Source organism: Lyngbya aestuarii BL J (genome assembly GCF_000478195.2).
Classification (GTDB): domain Bacteria; phylum Cyanobacteriota; class Cyanobacteriia; order Cyanobacteriales; family Microcoleaceae; genus Capilliphycus; species Capilliphycus aestuarii.
The window spans coordinates 22,942-42,623 of sequence record NZ_AUZM01000043.1; the positions used below are offsets into that span (position 1 = coordinate 22,942).

General features: G+C 39.9%; 16 protein-coding genes. 8 read left to right on the forward strand and 8 right to left on the reverse strand.

From position 1 onward, the window contains the following. Nucleotides 1-7 precede the first annotated feature (7 nt). Nucleotides 8-256 (reverse strand): hypothetical protein, encoded by a 249-nt coding sequence (locus M595_RS17515; protein WP_023067702.1) that lies wholly within the window; start codon nt 254-256, stop codon nt 8-10. A gap of 116 nt (nt 257-372) precedes the next feature. On the opposite strand from M595_RS17515, the gene M595_RS17520 reads away from it, so the two are divergent. After that, nucleotides 373-552, forward strand: a complete 180-nt coding sequence (locus tag M595_RS17520) for a hypothetical protein (RefSeq protein WP_023067694.1) — start codon at nt 373-375, stop codon at nt 550-552. A gap of 22 nt (nt 553-574) precedes the next feature. On the opposite strand, the gene M595_RS17525 is transcribed toward M595_RS17520, so the two are convergent. From M595_RS17525 to M595_RS17540, 4 genes are all read right to left on the reverse strand, one after another. Beyond that, on the reverse strand, nt 575-1,435 hold the full coding sequence (locus tag M595_RS17525; protein WP_023067684.1) for a Tab2/Atab2 family RNA-binding protein: 861 nt from the start codon (nt 1,433-1,435) through the stop codon (nt 575-577). Nucleotides 1,436-1,504: 69 nt separating this feature from the next. Next, entirely contained in the window at nt 1,505-1,687 is a 183-nt protein-coding gene (locus M595_RS17530) for a hypothetical protein (protein ID WP_023067717.1), read from the reverse strand. Nucleotides 1,688-1,730: 43 nt separating this feature from the next. Then, a complete protein-coding gene (locus M595_RS17535; protein ID WP_023067703.1) occupies nt 1,731-2,354 on the reverse strand; it encodes a hypothetical protein in 624 nt (207 codons plus the stop codon). A 29-nt stretch (nt 2,355-2,383) separates the two neighbouring features. Next, the gene (locus M595_RS17540; protein WP_152983592.1) at nt 2,384-3,076 is read right to left on the reverse strand and encodes a hypothetical protein; all 693 of its coding nucleotides are present in this window, start codon (nt 3,074-3,076) and stop codon (nt 2,384-2,386) included. Between the two features lie 210 nt (nt 3,077-3,286). Between M595_RS17540 and smpB the strand changes: the two genes are divergently transcribed. Both smpB and fumC read left to right on the forward strand, forming a co-directional pair. Further along, nucleotides 3,287-3,754 (forward strand): SsrA-binding protein SmpB, encoded by a 468-nt coding sequence (gene smpB, locus M595_RS17545; protein WP_023067710.1) that lies wholly within the window; start codon nt 3,287-3,289, stop codon nt 3,752-3,754. A 139-nt stretch (nt 3,755-3,893) separates the two neighbouring features. Next, nucleotides 3,894-5,306: a class II fumarate hydratase gene (fumC, locus tag M595_RS17550; protein ID WP_040484278.1), complete on the forward strand. Its 1,413-nt coding sequence runs from the start codon at nt 3,894-3,896 to the stop codon at nt 5,304-5,306. On the opposite strand, the gene M595_RS17555 is transcribed toward fumC, so the two are convergent. Further along, complete coding sequence (locus M595_RS17555; RefSeq protein ID WP_040484279.1) at nt 5,303-5,656, reverse strand: hypothetical protein; 354 nt, start codon at nt 5,654-5,656, stop codon at nt 5,303-5,305. The genes fumC and M595_RS17555 overlap by 4 nt on opposite strands. Before the next feature lie 215 nt (nt 5,657-5,871). On the opposite strand from M595_RS17555, the gene M595_RS31565 reads away from it, so the two are divergent. After that, complete coding sequence (locus M595_RS31565) at nt 5,872-6,123, forward strand: hypothetical protein (protein WP_040484280.1); 252 nt, start codon at nt 5,872-5,874, stop codon at nt 6,121-6,123. Between the two features lie 32 nt (nt 6,124-6,155). On the opposite strand, the gene M595_RS17560 is transcribed toward M595_RS31565, so the two are convergent. After that, complete coding sequence (locus M595_RS17560; RefSeq protein WP_023067713.1) at nt 6,156-7,577, reverse strand: HEAT repeat domain-containing protein; 1,422 nt, start codon at nt 7,575-7,577, stop codon at nt 6,156-6,158. A gap of 285 nt (nt 7,578-7,862) precedes the next feature. Here M595_RS17560 and M595_RS17565 point away from each other — a divergent pair, with 285 nt between their 5' ends. The 3 genes from M595_RS17565 to M595_RS17575 are packed head-to-tail and all read left to right on the forward strand — an operon-like array spanning nt 7,863 to nt 15,240. Further along, nucleotides 7,863-11,030, forward strand: a complete 3,168-nt coding sequence (locus M595_RS17565) for a hypothetical protein (protein ID WP_023067678.1) — start codon at nt 7,863-7,865, stop codon at nt 11,028-11,030. Beyond that, nucleotides 11,027-14,896 carry a P-loop NTPase family protein gene (locus M595_RS17570; protein ID WP_023067705.1) on the forward strand — a complete coding sequence of 1,290 codons (3,870 nt, stop codon included), beginning with the start codon at nt 11,027-11,029 and terminating at the stop codon, nt 14,894-14,896. The genes M595_RS17565 and M595_RS17570 overlap by 4 nt, the downstream gene beginning before the upstream one ends. Before the next feature lie 44 nt (nt 14,897-14,940). Beyond that, nucleotides 14,941-15,240: an acylphosphatase gene (locus tag M595_RS17575; protein WP_023067714.1), complete on the forward strand. Its 300-nt coding sequence runs from the start codon at nt 14,941-14,943 to the stop codon at nt 15,238-15,240. Nucleotides 15,241-15,289: 49 nt separating this feature from the next. Here M595_RS17575 and M595_RS17580 read toward each other — a convergent pair whose 3' ends face one another. Further along, nucleotides 15,290-16,456 (reverse strand): pyridoxal phosphate-dependent aminotransferase, encoded by a 1,167-nt coding sequence (locus M595_RS17580; RefSeq protein WP_023067712.1) that lies wholly within the window; start codon nt 16,454-16,456, stop codon nt 15,290-15,292. Nucleotides 16,457-17,009: 553 nt separating this feature from the next. Between M595_RS17580 and M595_RS17585 the strand changes: the two genes are divergently transcribed. After that, the gene (locus M595_RS17585) at nt 17,010-19,646 is read left to right on the forward strand and encodes a M1 family metallopeptidase (RefSeq protein WP_023067708.1); all 2,637 of its coding nucleotides are present in this window, start codon (nt 17,010-17,012) and stop codon (nt 19,644-19,646) included. The last annotated feature ends 36 nt before the right edge of the window (nt 19,647-19,682 follow it).

Genomic DNA, 19,682 nt, shown 5'->3' on the forward strand with positions numbered 1-19,682 from the left:
TCTCTGACTAGAATTCATCGCTTCTATCTGGAGAACACCAGGAAGTTAATAACTCGATTTTAGCAAACTCCATCAATTGGGTAATTTGGTTAGAATTACATCCATATTGATTGATCAGTAATTGTTCTGCTTGATGTTTAGCATCCTCGATAGAAGTACCAAACACAATCACTTCTTCATCGGTGTATCCAGTCAAACTGTCAACTGGGATCACACAGCTATAAACGGGTTCATCCTGTCGAGGTTGTTGTACCATTAGCAATATTTCCTCAATCAATCGTTGATCATTTCCTAGCTATACTACACTATATTTATACTGCAATTATCCCATCTGTTTCTAAAGTTGAACTCATACTCTAAACTTTAAATATTATGCCTTTAGAATGGCTTAAACAATTCCATCAAGCTGATCTTCGGGGTGATGACGCTTGGATGAATGATCTGATCACTCAAATTCCTGAATCCCATGCTGAACTCGCCGCAACTTTAACCTCAATAATTGAAGATTTTCGCTTTGATAAAATTACGGCGATCACTGAACAATTAGTCTAAATCTTTTAGTCTAGATTTATCCCTAAAAATTCAGTTCTTGCAACATCCAAAGTCCAGCAAAAGATTCAGTATTGGGATCAGACTGCACGGCTAAAAAGTGAACATTTTTTGCCTGTCGTTTGGCTTCTTCAAACTCTTCGGCTTCGGCTTGAGTGGCAGCATCCGTTAAATTTGCTAAAATCCAACTATCATTTTCTCCAGTTTCCAACAACACACTTGGACGATCACCTTTATTAACTCGTAAAAAAGCTAATTCTAAACCTGACATCCAAGCGGCTAGAGGAGTTGCCCGTGAAGAAAACACAATTAAACCTGGAATTTGAGTTTCTCCACTTAAACCCACCATCGGCAAACCAAAGGCTTCACCAAATCCAATATTCCATTCAGACATCTCTTGAAAAGCACTCGCTTCTAGACTCACAAATGCCCATTGATCTCCCTGCAAAGCATCGGGTAAACGCTGGGGTGGAGAGGATGCAAACTGCACAGAAGGATTAGCCGTTTCCTGATAGTTTGGTAAAGTGGGATAGACATTTTCAATACGTTCTTCTAACCATTGAAACAACGCATAAGTTCGACGACTCGCCGTAGCCGGAATTGCCAATTCTTTACAGGCTTTGAGGATCATATTTGCCATCGGACGTCGAAAAAAACGAATCCGTTGCGGCGTTTCATCAGCTTCTTTTATAGCAGCTTGAATGGCTCCCTGCAACCAAATTGAATTCACCTCCGTACTCGGGCAAAATTGAGTATAGCGAAATAATGACTCGGCGCGATCACCGATTTCTAAAGGAGTCTGACAAATTAAAACTTCCCAAACCTTTTTATCTTCTTCATCGCGCAGTGGACGGCTATAAAAGTCCAGTTCCCAGATAGTTCCCATGTTGGTTTACAGTGCTTGCTTACGATCAGACTACCGTGTCATTATATCGGTCTGCGTTACCATCAGGGTTTAAGGAATGGGTTTCGGTATGGGTTGGGGTATAGGTGCAGGCACGGGTTGAGGTATAGGGGCAGGAACCGGTTGAGGTATGGGCGCAGGCACGGGTTGGGGTGGAGGTGCGGGAACGGGCGGAGGTTTGGGGGTTTGGATATTTTGAATTATTGGAATTAAAGTTGGAATTAAACTAATCATTTTGTTTAAACAGTAAATAAGGTTATCAACAAAAATCTATTCTTTATTTTAGGGATGAAAAGTTATTCTCATCTTGAAGATGACTGGCAAAAACCTGTTCTAACAACCAACTGGGATAAGCATGAGAATGATCGAGATTAAAAGCGGTTTGCGGATATGTTTTAATGATTTGGCTGACGATGTTTTCAAAATGAGTTTTTTGGTGCGTCTCGGTTTCTTCCATCTCAAACCCTAAACTCCACCAAAACTTGCACTCATCAAATTTGAGTTGAGTCAGTTCATATTCAACATTTTGATAATAACGTTGTCTTCGCTTTTTTCCAATTTTGACAATCGGTTGATCGCCAGTTCCTAACATTTGAATCAAATTTTCAGGTATAGAGTCTTGATAACTCCATTTTAACCATCGTTCAACACGACCTTGCCAATAACTCTCTTGAAAAGAATTAATTTCCAGTTGAGTTTGACGCCATTTTAATTCTAACTTTCCTTGACGTAACTTTAAATTAAGGTCTTCACACCCTGGCGTATAAAAATATTGATCTTCTCGCTCCTCTACAGTGCTGGAAAGTTCACCCGGACAACTTGTTTGAAACCAATGTTCGATTACTTCGGGAATCTTACCCAATTCAAACCAACGAACCTCCAGCGTTAGAAGCGTTTGCATTCTCTTTCTCTCTCAAACAATTCAATCAATTAGTACACAAAAACAGTACCATCTTCTTGAATCCGAATTGTTTTTTCACTACCTGTTAAGTCGCCTTCTTCTTGCAACCTAAACTGAACTTCTCCATTCTCTGCCATCATATCTTGAATGTCAATCAATCCTGCATCTTCCCGTAAAACGGTAATTGTTACGGGTAAAGGTAGATTCAACAACTCTGTTTCATTTCCTTCGTAGAGTAATCGGTCATCCGTATGTCCGATGACTTGATAAGTAACCCCAGCATTGGTATCATTATTTAGGCTCACATCAACAGTACGACCATCAACATCAACAGATCCCATTGTTCTCATTTGACGAGTAGGCATAGGCGGCTGAATCACACCCACTCGATTAGAACGATTGTAGGGTTGAGTGTTAGAGTTCATTTCCATATCCATCTGGCGAGAACTTGCTTCTGTCTCTAATTCTTCGTCAGCCCCAACTTCCCGAGTATAATCGTTGTCAGGACATCCAGGCGGAACCCTAACCATGCTATTCAAAGGTTCTTGATAAAAGTCATCAAAGCAATACTCTAAACCTGTAGCGGGTTGAGCTGAAGCTACTTTGGGAACAAAAGGTAATCCTAATAGTAAACTTCCGCAGATTGCACCGAGTAGCTTGGTGTTTTTAAGATTTTGTAATTGTTCGCGGATCATAAATCCTCCTGATCTTGTACTTTTCATTCAATGTGAATTATCAATTTTTTTGATTGAATCACGTTAAACGCTATACTTATATAATATAAGTATTCAGTCAGTGATATCATCTTCTTTGAGAGAGAGTTTATTGATCTGAATCTGATTGATGTAAGACATAAGTCATAATTCTCTCGGAGGAAACAACTGTCTCTCGGTAGATTTTAAGAGTTGATATAAAATTGAGGTATAGTTGATATGGGTAAAAATGACAGTGGCGGACGCAAGATTATTACAGATAATCGTAAAGCCCGCTATCTCTATGAATTGTTAGAGACTTACCAAGCTGGAATAGAACTTCAAGGAACAGAAGTCAAATCAATTCGAGCAGGGCGAGTCAATATGCAGGATGGTTATGCCTTAGTTCGTAATGGTGAAGCATGGCTGATTAATGTTCATATTTCACCCTATGAAACCAGTGCTTATTTTAACCACGAACCTCGCCGGACTCGCAAGTTATTGCTGCATCGAAAAGAAATTAACAAGCTGATCGGTTTAGTCGACCAAAAAGGATTAACGTTAGTTCCGACTAAAATGTACTTTAAAAACGGATTAGTTAAAGTCGAGATTGCGGTCGGACGCGGTAAAAAACTGCACGACAAACGAGACACGATGAAAAAGCGGGATGACCAACGTCAGATGGAACGAGCCATGAAACAATATTAAAACGGTTGGATGGGTTATCAGATCACTAACCCATCACAGCACCCTAAATTTCAGATTATCTTAATCATTTTTGTCTCCCGTTTTATGATAAGAAATAAGATTAGTCATAAATCTGCACGTCTTCGGAGAAGTACAAACAATGAACCCAGAAAACGCTACAAATTCAATGCGAGTTGAACGGGATAGTATGGGAGAAATCGAAGTTTCTGTAACTCGTTACTGGGGAGCGCAAACACAGCGATCGCTTCGTTATTTTTCGATAGGAAATGATTATATTCCACCCGAAGTTATTCAGGCTTTTTGTATCCTCAAAAAAGCAGCAGCGTTAACCAATCAAGAGTTAGGTAAACTTCCTGAAGACAAAGCTATACTAATCATACAAGCAGCGGGCGAAATTATCGCCGGAAAGTTAGACGGGAATTTTCCACTTCGGGTTTGGATGACGGGAAGCGGAACTCAATGTAATATGAATGTCAACGAAGTCATTGCCAATCGTGCGATTGAAATAGCCGGGGGAAAAATGGGAAGTAAAACCCCAATTCATCCCAATGATCATGTCAATATGTCACAATCTTCTAATGATACTTTTCCCACAGCAATGCACATCGCCGCCGCTATTGCTATTCATCAACGACTCATTCCTAAAGTCCAAAAAATGCGAGATGCACTGCAAGCAAAATCAGAAGAATTTGCCGAAATTGTCAAAATTGGTCGGACTCATTTACAAGATGCTGTTCCGCTCACTTTAGGACAAGAATTTTCTGGTTATGTAGCCCAACTTGATGCTAATTTAAAGCGAATAGAGAGTATTTTACCCGATTTATACGAATTAGCAATTGGGGGAACCGCCGTCGGAACGGGATTAAATGCCGGGAAAGGATTTGCCGAAAAAGTAGCTCAATCTATTGGTGAAATCACCCAATTACCCTTTGTTTCTGCACCCAATAAATTTGCAGCAATGGCAGCCCATGATGCGATTGTAATGGCGAGTGGAGTCTTAAAAACCTTAGCCTGTTCACTGATGAAAATTGCCAATGATATTCGTTTTTTGGGGAGTGGCCCCCGTTGTGGTTTGGGAGAATTAATCTTACCTGAAAATGAACCGGGTTCCTCAATTATGCCGGGAAAAGTTAACCCAACTCAATGCGAAGCGATGACGATGGTAGCCGCTCAAGTGATTGGATATGATACAGCAATTGGAATTGCCGGATCTCAAGGACATTTTGAGTTAAATGTATTTAAACCGATGATGATTTTTAATCTCATCCAATCTATTAATATTATAGCAGATAGTTGTAATAATTTCACCGATTTTCTGCTTGTTGATTTGCAAGCGAATACAGACAAAATCAATCAATATGTCGAACAGTCGTTGATGTTAGTCACCGCCTTAAACCCCAAAATTGGCTATGATAAAGCTGCTGAAGTTGCTCATGTTGCCCATGAAAAAAATCTAACTTTAAAACAAGCTTGTTTAGAACTCGGTTATATTACAGCCGAAGAATTTGATCAAATAGTTGTTCCTCGTCAGATGGCTTATCCCGATGTTTAGTCTTTTTTAATCCGGGTTAAAATTTGCAATAACAAGCGTTTTATCCTTGCCCAAATCTTTTCGATATTGAGTATTAATATAGCCGCTACAACTAAGGCGGCTCCTTGAATCAGTTGTTTTTGAGTTTCAGAGAGTCGCACCTGGGCAAACCAAGTTTGAAAGATAAAATCTAATTTTCCCCCGACAATCGCAATCGCACCCCCGACAAACCATAACGTTAACAAACCAATGAATAGAAAGATAATTTCTGAAATAGCTTCTTCCCTTCTCCCGGTAAAAATCTTCACTAACCAGGGAATCGTCAATAGAAAAATCACGGCCCAAAACAAAAGAATTACTGAAATAGACATAAGAGTATTATCAAAGTGTTAACTTTTAAGGATCTAATTCACTTACCTAGTCTGTGAATCAAAATTTTGAGAAGACTTCATACAATCATTGATGCCATTCATTTTAGTGAGATTTCACTCCTGGCAATTAAGCCGAGAACAACTATAATAAAGTTAGAGTAATAATTTGAACAATTGGGGGAAAGTTGATGACAGCATAAACCCAAAAAACAGAGTTGATCAACAGCAATCGTCACCGTCTAGCGATGAACCTGTTCATTGATTCGTTGCATCAGCATTGGTGCGATCGCAGCGACTTTTTTACAGGAGGTAATATGTTCATCTATTACAGCAGTGAACAAGCTCGAAGTCGGGATTTTCAAGAGCCTGATTTTTTCGTTGTACTCAATTTTGATAGCGCGAAAAGACGCAGCGGAGCCGAACAAGAACGTCAGCGAGCCGAACGACTCGCCACACGATTACAATAATTAAGGAAAAATCCAGATAATGTTTAGTCCGTTTATTGTTCTCTAGGATTAGGTTTTTGCCAAGACAAATTTTGAGGTTTAGCTTTTTGTTTAACGGGATAAGATTTGAACTTTTCTAATGCTACAGTTGCAGCTTGCACAACAGTATAATTAGAATCCCGTAACGCACGTTGTAAAAGGGGAATAACCTTTTCTGACTTAATCGAACCTAACGCTTGGACTGCATCTTGACGCACTTGAGGATTCGGATCTTGACTCAGTTTTGCTAACGTTGGAATTGCTTGCTGAATCTCAGTTCTCAAACCATTTGTAGAGGCAATTTTACCCAATGCGATCGCTAACTGTTCCCGAACTTGATCATTTTGGTGTTGAGCATAATTTAAGAGTTGCGGCACCGTTGAAAGTAAACCCGAATCTCCCCAATGATTAATCGTTTCAATGATATAAGCATTAACCGCTTCATTGGTGGATAAAGACGAGGTTTGCACATTTGCAGACATCATCGCATCAGGCTCATTCTCAACTCTAATATTTTCCTCGTTAGGGTTTTCCTCAACCGTTTCCTGTTCAAACTTCTCATCTGTTATTGTCATCTGTAGCAGTGGTTCTTCGATCACTAATTCCGGTTGGGTTTCCACGGAAGAAATAGAAACCGATGACTGCGACTCTGGCGTTGCTTCGGGAGTTTCCTGCATTGAGCGAACCAGTTGATCTGTTCCGGTGCGAATACTCACTCGATACTCTTGTTCTAAACCCGCAACCGCATTTTGAACTTGACTTTCTTGGGCTGCTTCTAAATCCTGTCGCAACTGTTGAATTTCTGTTTGATGTTTTTGTTCGAGAAATCCCATGCGATTTTGAATATCCGCTTGAGTGTTTTCGCTATCTTCATTCAGTTTTTTGAGTTGAGTTCCATACAAATTGATCGCTTCACCCATCCCTTGAACTTGAACCTTACTCACTGCTAATTTTTGGCTAACTTGTCCGAGTTTCGCTTCATAAGCCTTCAGAGATTGGTTCATTTGTTGAACTTCCTGTTCACTATCAACCAACTGTTGATTTACTTGTCCCAGTTGCGTTTCATACTGGGTGAGAGATTGATTCATCTCGTCAAGTTCCACATCTCGGACTTGAATTTGTTCATTGAGTTGACGTTGTTCTGTCGTTAATCGATCTCGCCAAGATTCATTCACCTCATTGAGTTTTTGCTGATAGTAGCGTTCGGCTTCTTCGCTTTGTTGTCTGAGTTCATTTTCATACTCCAGTCGTAGAGATTCTACTGTTTCTTTAATCCGATTTTGATGTTCTTTCTCAAGCTGTTCAACTTGTTGGCGAATTTGGGTTTCATAGGCTCGTTTTTGCCTTTTTAACCGTTTATCCCACCACCAGAAACCAACCCCTAAGCCCGCAAAAGCCGCAGCGATTAACATAATAGCTAGGTTGAGAATTTCCATATCTGCCTCCCTGTTGACAATCAGTCATTATAGTAGTAATCTGGTCTTACTTTTGCATCCATTATTTCACATAAACGGTTTAAGGCTTACAGATCAGTAGATATTTCCATGGAAACCGCTAACTTTTGGGGAATTTACTAGGTTTTTTCAGTTGTTCGGTGCTGTGATTGACAAGTTAGAACAATTGTAATTTAATAAAATGTTAGATCCCATTCTTTTTAGTGAGGTCAACTAAAACAGAGTGAAGCTGTCTAAATAGGCAGAAATATCAGGAGACCCTAAACAATGACAGATTCAAATGAGGGTGCGTCCCTACAGGCTTCGCAGCAGCAAGCTTCACTCGATCTTGCACTTCTAGTTAGTTTGCTAGAAAAAGCAATCGGTGTCAATTCCCAAACTTCAGGACTTTCTGAAAAACCAGAACAACGGCCCCTATTTTACTACGATCAAGACAAAAAACGATTGAGAATCTGTACCTCGGGGGTACTGTTGCGGCTATTTTCCCTAAAAGAATTTAAGTCACAAGCGAGTAATTTTGTCAAGGATTTTGAGCCGCCAGGATATGGCTTTGTGAGTCGCATTGGAGGTCAACTCAGTGAAGGAAATGAACAGCGACTTTCAAAGGCGGTTGATCGACTGCGAGAGAGTATCCTAGAAGCTTTAAAAAATTCACTCCCCTCTGAGGTAAAGTTAGAAGATTTTCTCATTGATAATGTCAAAGAAGAGTTGGAAAAACTGGCGAAACGGGTGAGTGGCTATTTTCCATCGGGGATGAGTCAGGCGAATTTAATCCCTCTAGCTTTTGATGATCGCAGCCTATCTAAAAGCGATCGCGGAGTTCAAGTTGCGAAAATTATTTCCGCGATCGAACGGATTGATACAGCGAATTATTTTAAGCGAATGTGCGATGCAATTACCCATGAACTCGAAACAAATCGAGATGCTGATGAAGATGAAATCAGAGATGCGATCGCTAGTTTAGAAGCCGAACATAACCGAGTTGAAAGTCAAATTAAACGCTTTCTTGAATTTTTGGAGGATGAAGCTTTATCGCGGGTTCGTTTAAATATTACCTTTATAATTATGGAGGCGATCGCCAACAAAGCAAAAGACAGTACAGACCCGAACAAACAACTTTTAGCAGAATATATTCAAAGAGTAAAACACTTTGTTGAAATTGTCAAAAACAAAGGATTAACACTCGATCTCACCACTCATTATGGCACGACGGCGGAAATTAATTTTCTCGATTATATTCATAGTTCTAGATTCTTCTCTTGTCTGGCTGTTTGGCCGGAATGGAAAACCCAAATTTTTGAAAATCGACAGGCTAACTCCGACTCGGCAGATAGTAATATTATTCGCGAAATTAGCTATCGCTTTCGGATTAACGGGAATAATCCAGAGCGAGGAAAATCAGCCTTTCTTGCTCGCTTAGAGAAAATCCAAGAAGATTTATCAAAACCGGATAGCCTCCCTCCCTATCGGCTCAGAAATTGTTTTGCAGAACTATTTTTCCTGTCTGTTGTTGTTCCGAGTAATGATCGAAAATTAACTCCAAAAGAAATTGAAGGAGGATTAGAAAAACTGGTCAATAAAATTGAATATATTCCCAGAGATAAAATCGATGATTTTATTCAAGAACTGACCATTCGTGAGAGTTCAATGAATAAAATTGCCAAGGCTTTAATCAGCATTCTCCAAAGTCAAGGTGAGCAAATTATCTCTCAAGTATACCGACAAACCGCTACACAATTTATTGGTCTTAAAAAGGGAATTGTCAATTGGGACAGACTAGAAGGTGCAGAAGCCGGAACCCAAAATTTATTAGTCAGTTCAACATCCGCACCTGATAAAATTGCTTGGTTACAACAACTAGAAATCGAGGAAAATCCGTCATCGATTCCCAATCTTCTATTTTCAATTAAAGTAGAAACTGAATTATTAGAACGAAATCTAGTCATTAAAGATAAGGGAAAATCTGTCAAGATTCAACGGTGTTTACCCGAAAAGTTATTACAGGTTATTTTTGTTCCTTGTGAGTACAAAGACAACCAAAGTCAAGCATCCAAATACGAATATTGTCAGGGTGTTAAAGATGCTGTAGGATGGGCTTTACCCAAAGCCATTCAAATTGAATACGAAACTCGAACTTTACAAAAAAGAGATTCAAAACACATAAACGAACAAGGAAAACAACTACATTCAGCAACAGTAACCGCTTTTGCAGTTCTGGTTTACACTTGTTTGTGGTGTATCGTTAAACAACTCAAAAACGCCGAAAGCTTATCCTTTACAACCTCAATTCTCCGACTCCAACAAAGCCAAGATGATGATGATAAAAGCGGCGAACAATATATCTATGCTGCGACTCAAGCCCTGGAGTCCTTATTAGCCCAAGATAATCCCACACGAATGCAGGGGCTAGTCTTACAAAACCTGAAAAAAAGCAATGCAACCTATGTAAAAAAAGGAGTATTCACCGCCTTATTTAGTGCTTTTCCTATCGCTATTTCTACTCCTGAAAAACCCGCAATCTCCAAACTGGGTTTAATTTCCTATAAAAGCCGCCCCTGTGATGAAAGTCCAAAAAACCTGCAAAAAAATGATCTGATTTTAAGTCAAAGCTACATCGCCACCGCTATCGAAAAACCCTTAGTTGGCTATGAACTCAAAGCCGAACGAATGCAATCTGATATTGTTTCTACAGAAGAAGAACTCCGCGAACAACGACTGATTAAAGAAGAAGTCGCCTATCTGGAGAAACAAGGTTGTGAACATATTATCCTATTAGCTCACAGTTATCGAAGTCGTCGGATTAACAAAACAGCGGATTATAATACCCCTTTAGCAGATAGAAATTTCCTGCAAAAACTTTACCAAGATTTCCCCGATTTAACGATTTATACCCTACTGCGAGATGTGTTTCCCGGAACAAGAATGCGACAACGTTTGAAGTCTGGGGAAGCCGCTTTTGAAATTTTACGAGCCAGCGATCACACCTATTTTTCTGAGCAGATTGGTGAAATGGGGTTACGCGATATTATTCCGGTTTATACCTTTGCAACCCTCCACGCGATAGAAACCCAAGCTCAAAAAAGACCCCAATCGGGATTTTGTGTTTATTTTCTGCTCTCAGATTCTCGCCTTAGTAATATTAATTGGACGGAGCGATCTCGCCAACATTTAATCGATCCTGAACAAACTTCTAGCGTCCATCCTTGCTTATTAACTGTACTGCGAGGACTCCATTTTATTGAAGCAGAACGGGGTATACAGAATCAACAATTTATTCCCGTTCTCGATCCTTTTAATTGGATTTCTCCTAATACTACTGAAGCCGCTGGAGAAGTCTCTATTTTACACTCTCGACGTCAAGGAAAAGTATTATTAAGTTATCCAGCGATACTCACTCATATGGCTCAGGTACTTCGTCGGAGGACAAAACCATGAATAGTAATTTAAAATTAGAACAAGCTTCAATTTGGGGACAAGTTTTTGAAATCGCTGTTCAACGGGGTGTTATCGCCTATTTACTGCATAGTAAATTCTTAAACGAAGAACATCCCCAACTCGAACCTTGGCGAGAAGTTAAAATTAGTCAACTCAGTAAACACCTCATTCAAGCTTTAAAAGAGACGAAAACTTTACCTGTTCACGATATTTATGTTGAAGAACGGATTCAAGAATATTTACGTCATTTATTGGTTTTAGGGTACGGTTTAGGCTGGACTAGCTTACGGGAATGTCTGAATCATTATAAACCCTCTCGCCGGATGAAATTAGAGGCGTTATGGTGTCCTTTAACCTTACCCGGACAAACAGATAATAGAGAGTTGGAACCCAAACAAACGGCTGAGGAATTTCATCACGCTTTTAAGATTTCAGATTTTATTGATCAGTCTTTAGTTAAGCAAGGAAAGTCAGGACGAGCGGACTTTTTACTCTGGCTATCTCCTACAGAAGAACAACTCAAAAAACGTCAACCCCCACAGGATTTTATTCTCTGTTTTGAGTTTTCTTTTAACGCTCCTTTAGAATTAGAAGACTTTCGTTTAGAAACGGCTCATTGTCAAGAAATTAACCGTTATACTCGTTATCTGGATGCGAGAGGAAGTTTTTCGCGGATTTGTGCAGAAGTTCAAGGCGATCAACTGCAAGTGAGTTCTAAATTAGAAAAACATCTTTTTGTGTTTAGTGGGAAAGATAAACCCCTTTATAAATTATCTCAAGCGTCTTCCTATACCTATCAATTAGTTGATTTACTTAAAAAGAAAAAACGGTTACAAAACTCTTGTCTGACGAGAGCAATGGCGATCACATCAAACGGGGTTGAAAGTTTATCGGCTCATTTTAATTCTGAGAATAATCCTCAAGTTAAGTTAATGCAATCTTTGGGAGAAGCTTATGAAAAGATGAGCAAGCTGAATAGTCCTGACAATTTTAACTCGGAAATTAAATTGGTTTTTAATAAACTTTTAAAGTCTTTACCGCCAACCTTAAAAAAGCAAGCAAAAACTTATTTTAAACAAACGCCCAGCTTTGAAAAAGATTTAAGCATGGATTTTACCGAGAAGGTAGAAGATTTCTTTCAACCCATGCAAACCTTTGAAAGACAAGATATTTTAGAAGCTATTGAAGAAACAAAAAAGCTGCTAGATTACTTTCAAACCTCTCCCCGTTCCGCGATTACTCCCTATCTAACTCAATCCAGTTTAACCCTGAGAGATGCTCATAAATCGGTGATTAAAGCGGGTTTATCTTCAGCACAACGCGGGCGATTAAATGTTATCGCTTTAGAAGGAAATCCGGGGATTGGGAAAACAGCTTCGGTTGTCTCTTTTTTGAAAGAACAAAGCGACGGATTTTTATTTTTATACGCGAGTCCTCGTGTAGTGATCAACCAAAATGTTACCCAAGATTTGGCTCAAGAACAGGGTAAAAAAACGGGAATCTTAACAGTTACAACCAACTCTTTACTGATTCGTTCTGCTCAAACCTACTACCAGGAAAAAATAGCTCATCAAGAACAAAAACAGAAAAATATTGATAGTCTTGTTGTTGTCAACGGGGTTGATAACTTACAACATCCGGTTAGCAGTACCCTTTTTATTAATCCCCAACAAGAACAAGAGATTAATAATGAGATTGCTACCAGTCAACGGTATAAAGAATCTCTAAATGAACGGGATGAGCGAGTGAAGACGATAAGAAGTCCTGGAGTTTTAAGAACTTTGGCGACTGCAACTCGTCATTTATTGAAAGAAAACCCCCAAGTTCAACAAGTTGTTTTAACCGTAGCGACACAAGGTTATCGAAATTTAAGCAAGGGGACGACAATTGAAACATTAAGTAAATTATTTCGCAATCCTGTTGATACTAGACCCGGAATTAATGAACGTCTAGAATTTGCCAAACGGGTTCCGACAATTATTGTGATGGTCGATGAAGTGGCGGGGGATGGAGCCGGAGCATTATTTGTTAATGAAATCGCCAGATGGTTACAACAACAGTTTATTGGAATCTCTGAAAATTCACCGTTTCGGGTAATTTTAATTATTGCAGATGCGTCTTTAAGTAATGAAATTGTTCTCAAGAATTTTATGGAAGCGGGTAAGCGTGTTCCCGATAAAGTTTTGATTAGTCCGAGCCGGGGTGATGAAGCGTTTCGGGTAACGGGAACTGAATTAAAAATAGGCGGAAAAAAACACTCGGCTTTACATATTATGAGTAATAGTTATCCGGCGACAGAATTAACGATTGATTATAGTATTCGTCTGTCGATAATTACCCCAGAATTAAACCGTGATGGAAAACAACAAAGTATTAAAACAGCTATTCGTCAACAGAGTGAGACTGTTCTTTTAAATAATGCTTGGCAAGAAATTAAAAAAGGGTTAGAAAATCACGCTCAACAAATTATATTTTTTGCTCAAGATAAGGCATTTTTACGCAAACTCAAGGGAATGTTAACCGAGGGAGATCAACGGTTATTTTCAAAAGATTTTGTTCAAGTTTTAGACCAAAGTGTTTTACCCCGTGAACGCCTGCGGTTAGTGACTGAACCTCAACGGGATAATGTTAGGGTATTTTTAATGACTTCTTCGGGGTCGAGGGGGGTTTCTTTTCCAAAAGCCGATTGGATTATTGCCTCTTTTCCCCGTTTTAGTGTTGAAGCTTCATTAATGGAAATTGCTCAGTTAATTTATCGGGGACGCGGACAATATACCCATCCAGAAACAGGTGAAAAATGTTCGGGTGAAAATATTTCTCGGCGGGTTGTATTACTGATTAATGACTTTTTTATTCCCAGTGAAACCGTCGATAAAGAGCGTCAATGGTTGCGTCAATCAAGTGATTTATTAACGTTATTATTAATGCTGAGAGCAACTATTTTGACTCGAATTAAAGGGGATGCCGGGCTGCAAAAACAACGGTTAGCTTTTGTTCCGGTTGGTAGTATTGGGGATGATGAGTTAATGCAGTTGATTTCTGATGATATTAAACAGTTTTTGCAAGAGGCAAATGTGTTTATTTGTGATAGTAGTTCTCCTTCTGAGTTGAAGGGACTGGTGATCAAAGGTCAACAGTTCATAGAAGAGTTGTTTAAAGATTTTAGATTAACAGGACGAACCCCTCAAATTGATCGGGTTTCTTATGCGAATTATCCGACCCTTGAAGCTTTAGTTAAAACGGTTTCTCATCCATCAAGTTACCTTTTACCGAATGTCAGTGATACAACCCTTCATATTCCCGATTATCTCACTTGTTTAGGGGCGTTTTGGTGGGAAGATTGGGGCGATCGCAAAATACAAGAAAAATACAGTTTCTCCGAGTCTCAAGCCAAGATTCGCCAAGCCAGAAAGCGATTAATGGGGATACTCAATCAAATCGGGGAGTGCAAAAAAATCCCGATTAAACTGCGTAGCCCCGCTTGTGATCTCTATAAAATTTTACTGCGTGAAAATAACGCAGAGTGGCGGGAATATTCTATACTAGAAGATATTCAATCCAACAATGTTACGATTGCCTTCCCCCTAGATTATCCCCAATTTTGGCAACCGCCTGTCAGTGGCGATGGGGTTGAAAGAAAACAGGAATTAGTTGACCCGCAAACCTGGCGTAATGCTTTGGGACGGACATTAACCCCGCAAGGGTCAGTGATGCCTGTCATTGCTAAATACCGAGATTTTCCTTGGGCAGCGGTGGCTAGCCCTGTGTCAATTTCTCCATTAGAATTAGCGTTTAATAACTGCTATTTTATGGCATCTTCAGAGTTAAATTTACTCAACACGATTTTATTAGAAGACCCCGAATAAAGCTGATTCATTGATTACAATAAACCTCAATCCTTATGTCATTAATGCAAAACTCATCACCCTCATCAACTCAGCGGGTTCGCCTTTTGATTTCGGGACGAGTCCAAGGGGTCGGCTTTCGATTTTCGACTCGTGAAGCGGCGATACAACGCAACGTTAACGGTTGGGTGAAAAATTTGCCGGATGGTCGGGTTGAAGCGGTGTTAGAAGGCTCACAACCTGATGTAGAATCAATGATTGAATGGTGTCATCAAGGACCACCTGGGGCTGTTGTTCAACAGGTGTCTGTTAATCAGGAGTCTCCCGAAGGTTTACAGGGTTTTGAGATTACCCGAAATGAATGATAGGTGACGGGTAGGAATAATTCATCAATTATCCCTACGATAACTGTCTTTACAGATGCGATCGCACAAATTCTTCTAAGCGTTTCATTCCCGTCTCAATCGTTCCTAAATCAGTCGCATAAGATAAGCGAATATGATCATCATTTCCAAAAGCAATTCCGGGAACACCTGCAATCTGTTTATCTTCTAATAAGGCATTACAAAAATCAACTGAAGTGATGCCTAACTTGCCAATATTCACATACATATAAAATGCACCATCGGGTTTAATACAGCTAATTCCTGAAATATTACTGAGCATTTCATACATAACTTCTCGCCGTTTTGCAAAAGCTAATCGCATTTCTTCAACGCATTCTTGGGAATTTTCTAAAGCAGCTATAGCCCCATATTGAGCAAATGTACACACATTGGAAGTGCTATGACCTTGAATGCGAGTTAAGCTTTTAATCGCCTGGGTATCGCCCGCTAAATATCCTAATCTCCACCCCGTCATTGCGTAAGCTTTGGCAAAACCACTACTAATAAAAGTGTATTTATAACTCTCAGGATGAGCGGCAGCAATACTCAGATGTTTAGCATCATCGTAGATTATTTTACAATAAATCTCATCGGCTACCACATAAATTCCTGCTTCTACAATAACTTTTGCTAAGGCTCGAATTTCATCGGGAGAATACACCATTCCCGTCGGATTAGAAGGAGAATTCAGGATAAATAGTTTCGTTTTTGAGGTAATTGACTGACGCAAAAGTTCGGGGGTAATTTTGTATCCCGTATCCCCATACGTCGGAACAATGACAGGATTTCCTTCTGCGAGTTTCACCATTTCAGGATAGCTCACCCAATACGGCGCCGGAATAATCACCTCATCTCCGGCTTCTATCGTCGCCATCATCAGGTTGTACAGCGACTGTTTACCGCCATTGGTGACAATGATGTTCTCGGCTTGATAGGATAGGCTTGTCTGTTGGCTGAGGGATTTTGCGATTAACTGTCTTAGCTTCTGTTCCCCGGCTGCTGGCCCATAACGGGTTTTGCCCTCGTCTAACGCCTCCTTAGCCGCAGCGACAATGTGTTTAGGTGTGTCGAAGTCAGGTTCTCCCACACTAAAATTGAGGACATCTATTCCCTCAGCCTTCATCGCTTTAGCTTTGGCTGAGATTGCTAACGTCAGGGACGGTGTAACCTGCTCGACTCGTGCTGCCAGCTTCATCCTTTGTGAACCTTGATTTGAGCTTTTAAAGTTTAAATTTTAAGCGGGGTTTGGCTGAGTTGCAACCTAATTATCAAATATTGTTGACATTTTTTTACTACAAAATAACTTTTTTGTCAAGTTTTTTTAGTCTAAATTTTATCGAAATCGACCTTGACTGTGGAAAACCATAAGTTTTTAGAACCTTTAAAAAAATCAGAGAATCTGATCAAATTTGTTTCCAGTCCGTAAATTTTCTTTTCATAAGAATAAAAAATAGTTCATTTTCTATTTCTTTTTTTCCAAGAAATCCATCTCAAATCATTTCAACCCATGTTTTTCGGTCTAGACAAAAATAGGATCAAATCCTCAAAACGGTATAGAGTTCAGACCCCATCAATCTCAAAGAGATCTCCGGTGATCATCCAGGCTAAAATCAACATCTGCGACCCGACCGTTCACCGACTCAGATGGCAACAACAAGTTCTAACATAAACTGCAATATTTCATCTATAATAGAGCAACAAACATAGGTGTTTTGTTTGTTTTTTTACTGTAGCTTCAGAGTTACTAAATGTTGCACTCTTATTTTGATACCGAGACCGACAGCCAAAAATCCTTTGAGCTACCTGGCGCTCGTCCACACTACAACCCTGACCGCCCTGGACAAGTTGAACACATTTTTCTTGACCTGGTGTTAGATATTCCCAACAAATCCTTTCACGGGGATTGTACCATTACCTTAAAACCCGTGCAAAGTGGAATTGAAACACTGAGGCTTGATGCGGTTGACTTAGAAATTGAGGCGGTGAAACTTGATCAAGTTGATCAATCCTTCGACTATGATGGTGAACAACTTGAAATTTATCTCAATCAGCCGACAGAAGCGGACAAACCCATCAAGATTGCCATCACCTACCGTGTTGATGAACCTCAGCGTGGACTCTATTTTATCACTCCCAACGCCCATTATCCCCAGAAACCCACTCAAGTTTGGACGCAAGGCGAAGACGAAGACTCCCGTTTTTGGTTTCCTTGCTTCGACTATCCCGGACAACTCGCTACATCAGAAATTCGGGTGCAAGTAACTCCGCCTTTTATCGCTATTTCTAACGGCGAACTTCTCAGCCGTGAAACTCAGGGTGAAAAGATCATCTATCATTGGTTACAAAAACAAGTTCATCCCACTTATTTAATGACATTAGCGGTGGGTGATTTTGCGGAAATTCAAGATCATTGGAAGAATATTCCTGTTATTTATTACGTTGAAAAAAACCGGGAAGCAGATGCTCGTCGTAGCATGGGAAAAACACCTCAAATGATTGAGTTTTTCTCTCAAGCTTTTGGCTATGCCTATCCCTATCCGAAATATGCTCAAGTTTGTGTCGATGATTTCATCTTTGGGGGGATGGAAAATACCTCAACAACCTTGCTAACAGATCGCTGTTTACTCGATGAAAAAGCAGCAATTGATAACCGCAATACAGAAAGTTTAGTCGCTCACGAACTCGCTCATCAATGGTTTGGTGATTTAGTCGTGATTGAACATTGGTCTCATGCTTGGATCAAGGAAGGAATGGCGACTTATTCAGAAGTTTTGTGGACAGAACAAGAATATGGAAAAGAGGAAGCCGCCTATTATCGACTGAATGAAACCCGGAGTTACTTATCAGAAGATCGTTCTCGGTATCGTCGCCCCATTGTCACTCATATTTATCGAGAAGCCATTGAACTTTATGATCGTCATCTGTACGAAAAAGGGGCTTGTGTTTATCACATGATTCGCACAGAACTCGGCGATGAATTGTTCACAAAAGCGATTCATACTTTCGTTCAAAACAATGCTCACAAAACAGTAGAAACTGTTGATTTATTGCGGGCAATTCTCCAATCAACTGGACGGAATTTGCTGTTTTTATTTGATCAATATGTATATCGGGGTGGTCATCCAGATTATAAAGTCTCTTATAGTTGGGATGGTGAAAATAAACTGGCTAAAATTACCGTTAAGCAAAAGCAAGCTAAAAACAGTGAAAAAGCCAGTGAACGCAATTTATTTGACTTAAAAATTCCGATAGCATTCGGCTATTTATCTAAGTCTCCAGATCAACCTGCACCGCAGTTTCAGATCTTTACGGTTCGTATCCATGAAGCCGAACAAAGCTTCTATTTTCCCCTCGCTGAAAAACCAAAATTGATCAGTTTTGATGCGGGAAATAATACCCTCAAAACGGTGAGTTTAGAATATCCAGTGGCTGAACTCAAAGCCCAATTACAATATGATCCTGATCCGATTTCTCGTATTTTTGCGGCGGAATCATTAGCGAGAAAAGGGGGATTAGAAGTTGTGAAAACCCTCTCCAAAGCCATCAAAGACGAACCGTTTTGGGGGGTACGGGTTGAAGTCGCCAAGCAACTCAATAAAATTAAATTGGATCAAGCCTTTGCAGGATTAATTGGGGGCTTAGAAGATTCTGAACCGAGAGTGCGTCGGGCGGTTGTTAACAGTTTAGCTAAAATCAAAACACCCGACAGTTATCAAGCGGTAAAATCCATTGTTGAAAACGGAGACGCCAGTTACTACGTTGAGGCGTCAGCGATTACCGCTATTGGTGAAATGGTTGCTGGAAATCCTGATGAAACACTCACCGAAGAAGGGGGAATAAAACTGTTAGAATCGGTATTGCAAGAACGAGAAGGGTGGAATGAGGTATTACGTTCAGCAGCGATTTCTGGTTTAAGTCGGATGAAAACCTCAGAACCTGCTCTGAATTTAATCTTAAAATATACTGATCCTACGGTTCATCAAGCCTTACGTTTGGCCGCAATTCGAGCGTTAGGAACGATTTCATCTGGTCAAAATAACATTAACCTTGAACGCATTTTACAGCGATTGGAAGAACTCTCAAAAGAAGATTTTTTCCTGACTCAAGTTGCGGTTGTTGTCGCCTTACAACAGATGGAAACGCCAAAAGCCATTGCTGTTTTAAATGATTTAGCCGATCAAACCCTGGATGGACGAGTTCGCCGGAAAGCTGAAGAAGCGGTTCAAAAGGTGCAGAAAAATGTCGGTTCTGATCGAGCGCTCAAACAACTGCGACAAGAACTTGATAAAGTGAAAAAAGACAACCAAGAATTGAGAAGTCGCTTAGAAAGTCTAGAAGCCAAAACTCAGGCGAATTCCAAAGCGAAATCGAATGGCAAAAATTAGCTTACAATTCCTCTAAACTGTAGGATGGGTTGGCAT

What these genes read in the sequence shown, in the direction of transcription:
- smpB (WP_023067710.1), top strand. Translation starts at nt 3,287, where the DNA reads ATGGGTAAAAATGACAGTGGCGGACGCAAGATTATTACAGATAATCGT.
- M595_RS17565 (WP_023067678.1), top strand. Translation starts at nt 7,863, where the DNA reads ATGACAGATTCAAATGAGGGTGCGTCCCTACAGGCTTCGCAGCAGCAA.
- M595_RS17575 (WP_023067714.1), top strand. Translation starts at nt 14,941, where the DNA reads ATGCAAAACTCATCACCCTCATCAACTCAGCGGGTTCGCCTTTTGATT.
- M595_RS17525 (WP_023067684.1), bottom strand. Translation starts at nt 1,435, where the DNA reads ATGGGAACTATCTGGGAACTGGACTTTTATAGCCGTCCACTGCGCGAT.
- M595_RS17580 (WP_023067712.1), bottom strand. Translation starts at nt 16,456, where the DNA reads ATGAAGCTGGCAGCACGAGTCGAGCAGGTTACACCGTCCCTGACGTTA.
- M595_RS17515 (WP_023067702.1), bottom strand. Translation starts at nt 256, where the DNA reads ATGGTACAACAACCTCGACAGGATGAACCCGTTTATAGCTGTGTGATC.
- M595_RS17520 (WP_023067694.1), top strand. Translation starts at nt 373, where the DNA reads ATGCCTTTAGAATGGCTTAAACAATTCCATCAAGCTGATCTTCGGGGT.
- fumC (WP_040484278.1), top strand. Translation starts at nt 3,894, where the DNA reads ATGAACCCAGAAAACGCTACAAATTCAATGCGAGTTGAACGGGATAGT.
- M595_RS17540 (WP_152983592.1), bottom strand. Translation starts at nt 3,076, where the DNA reads ATGAAAAGTACAAGATCAGGAGGATTTATGATCCGCGAACAATTACAA.
- M595_RS17570 (WP_023067705.1), top strand. Translation starts at nt 11,027, where the DNA reads ATGAATAGTAATTTAAAATTAGAACAAGCTTCAATTTGGGGACAAGTT.
- M595_RS17530 (WP_023067717.1), bottom strand. Translation starts at nt 1,687, where the DNA reads ATGATTAGTTTAATTCCAACTTTAATTCCAATAATTCAAAATATCCAA.
- M595_RS17585 (WP_023067708.1), top strand. Translation starts at nt 17,010, where the DNA reads ATGTTGCACTCTTATTTTGATACCGAGACCGACAGCCAAAAATCCTTT.
- M595_RS17535 (WP_023067703.1), bottom strand. Translation starts at nt 2,354, where the DNA reads ATGCAAACGCTTCTAACGCTGGAGGTTCGTTGGTTTGAATTGGGTAAG.
- M595_RS17560 (WP_023067713.1), bottom strand. Translation starts at nt 7,577, where the DNA reads ATGGAAATTCTCAACCTAGCTATTATGTTAATCGCTGCGGCTTTTGCG.
- M595_RS17555 (WP_040484279.1), bottom strand. Translation starts at nt 5,656, where the DNA reads ATGTCTATTTCAGTAATTCTTTTGTTTTGGGCCGTGATTTTTCTATTG.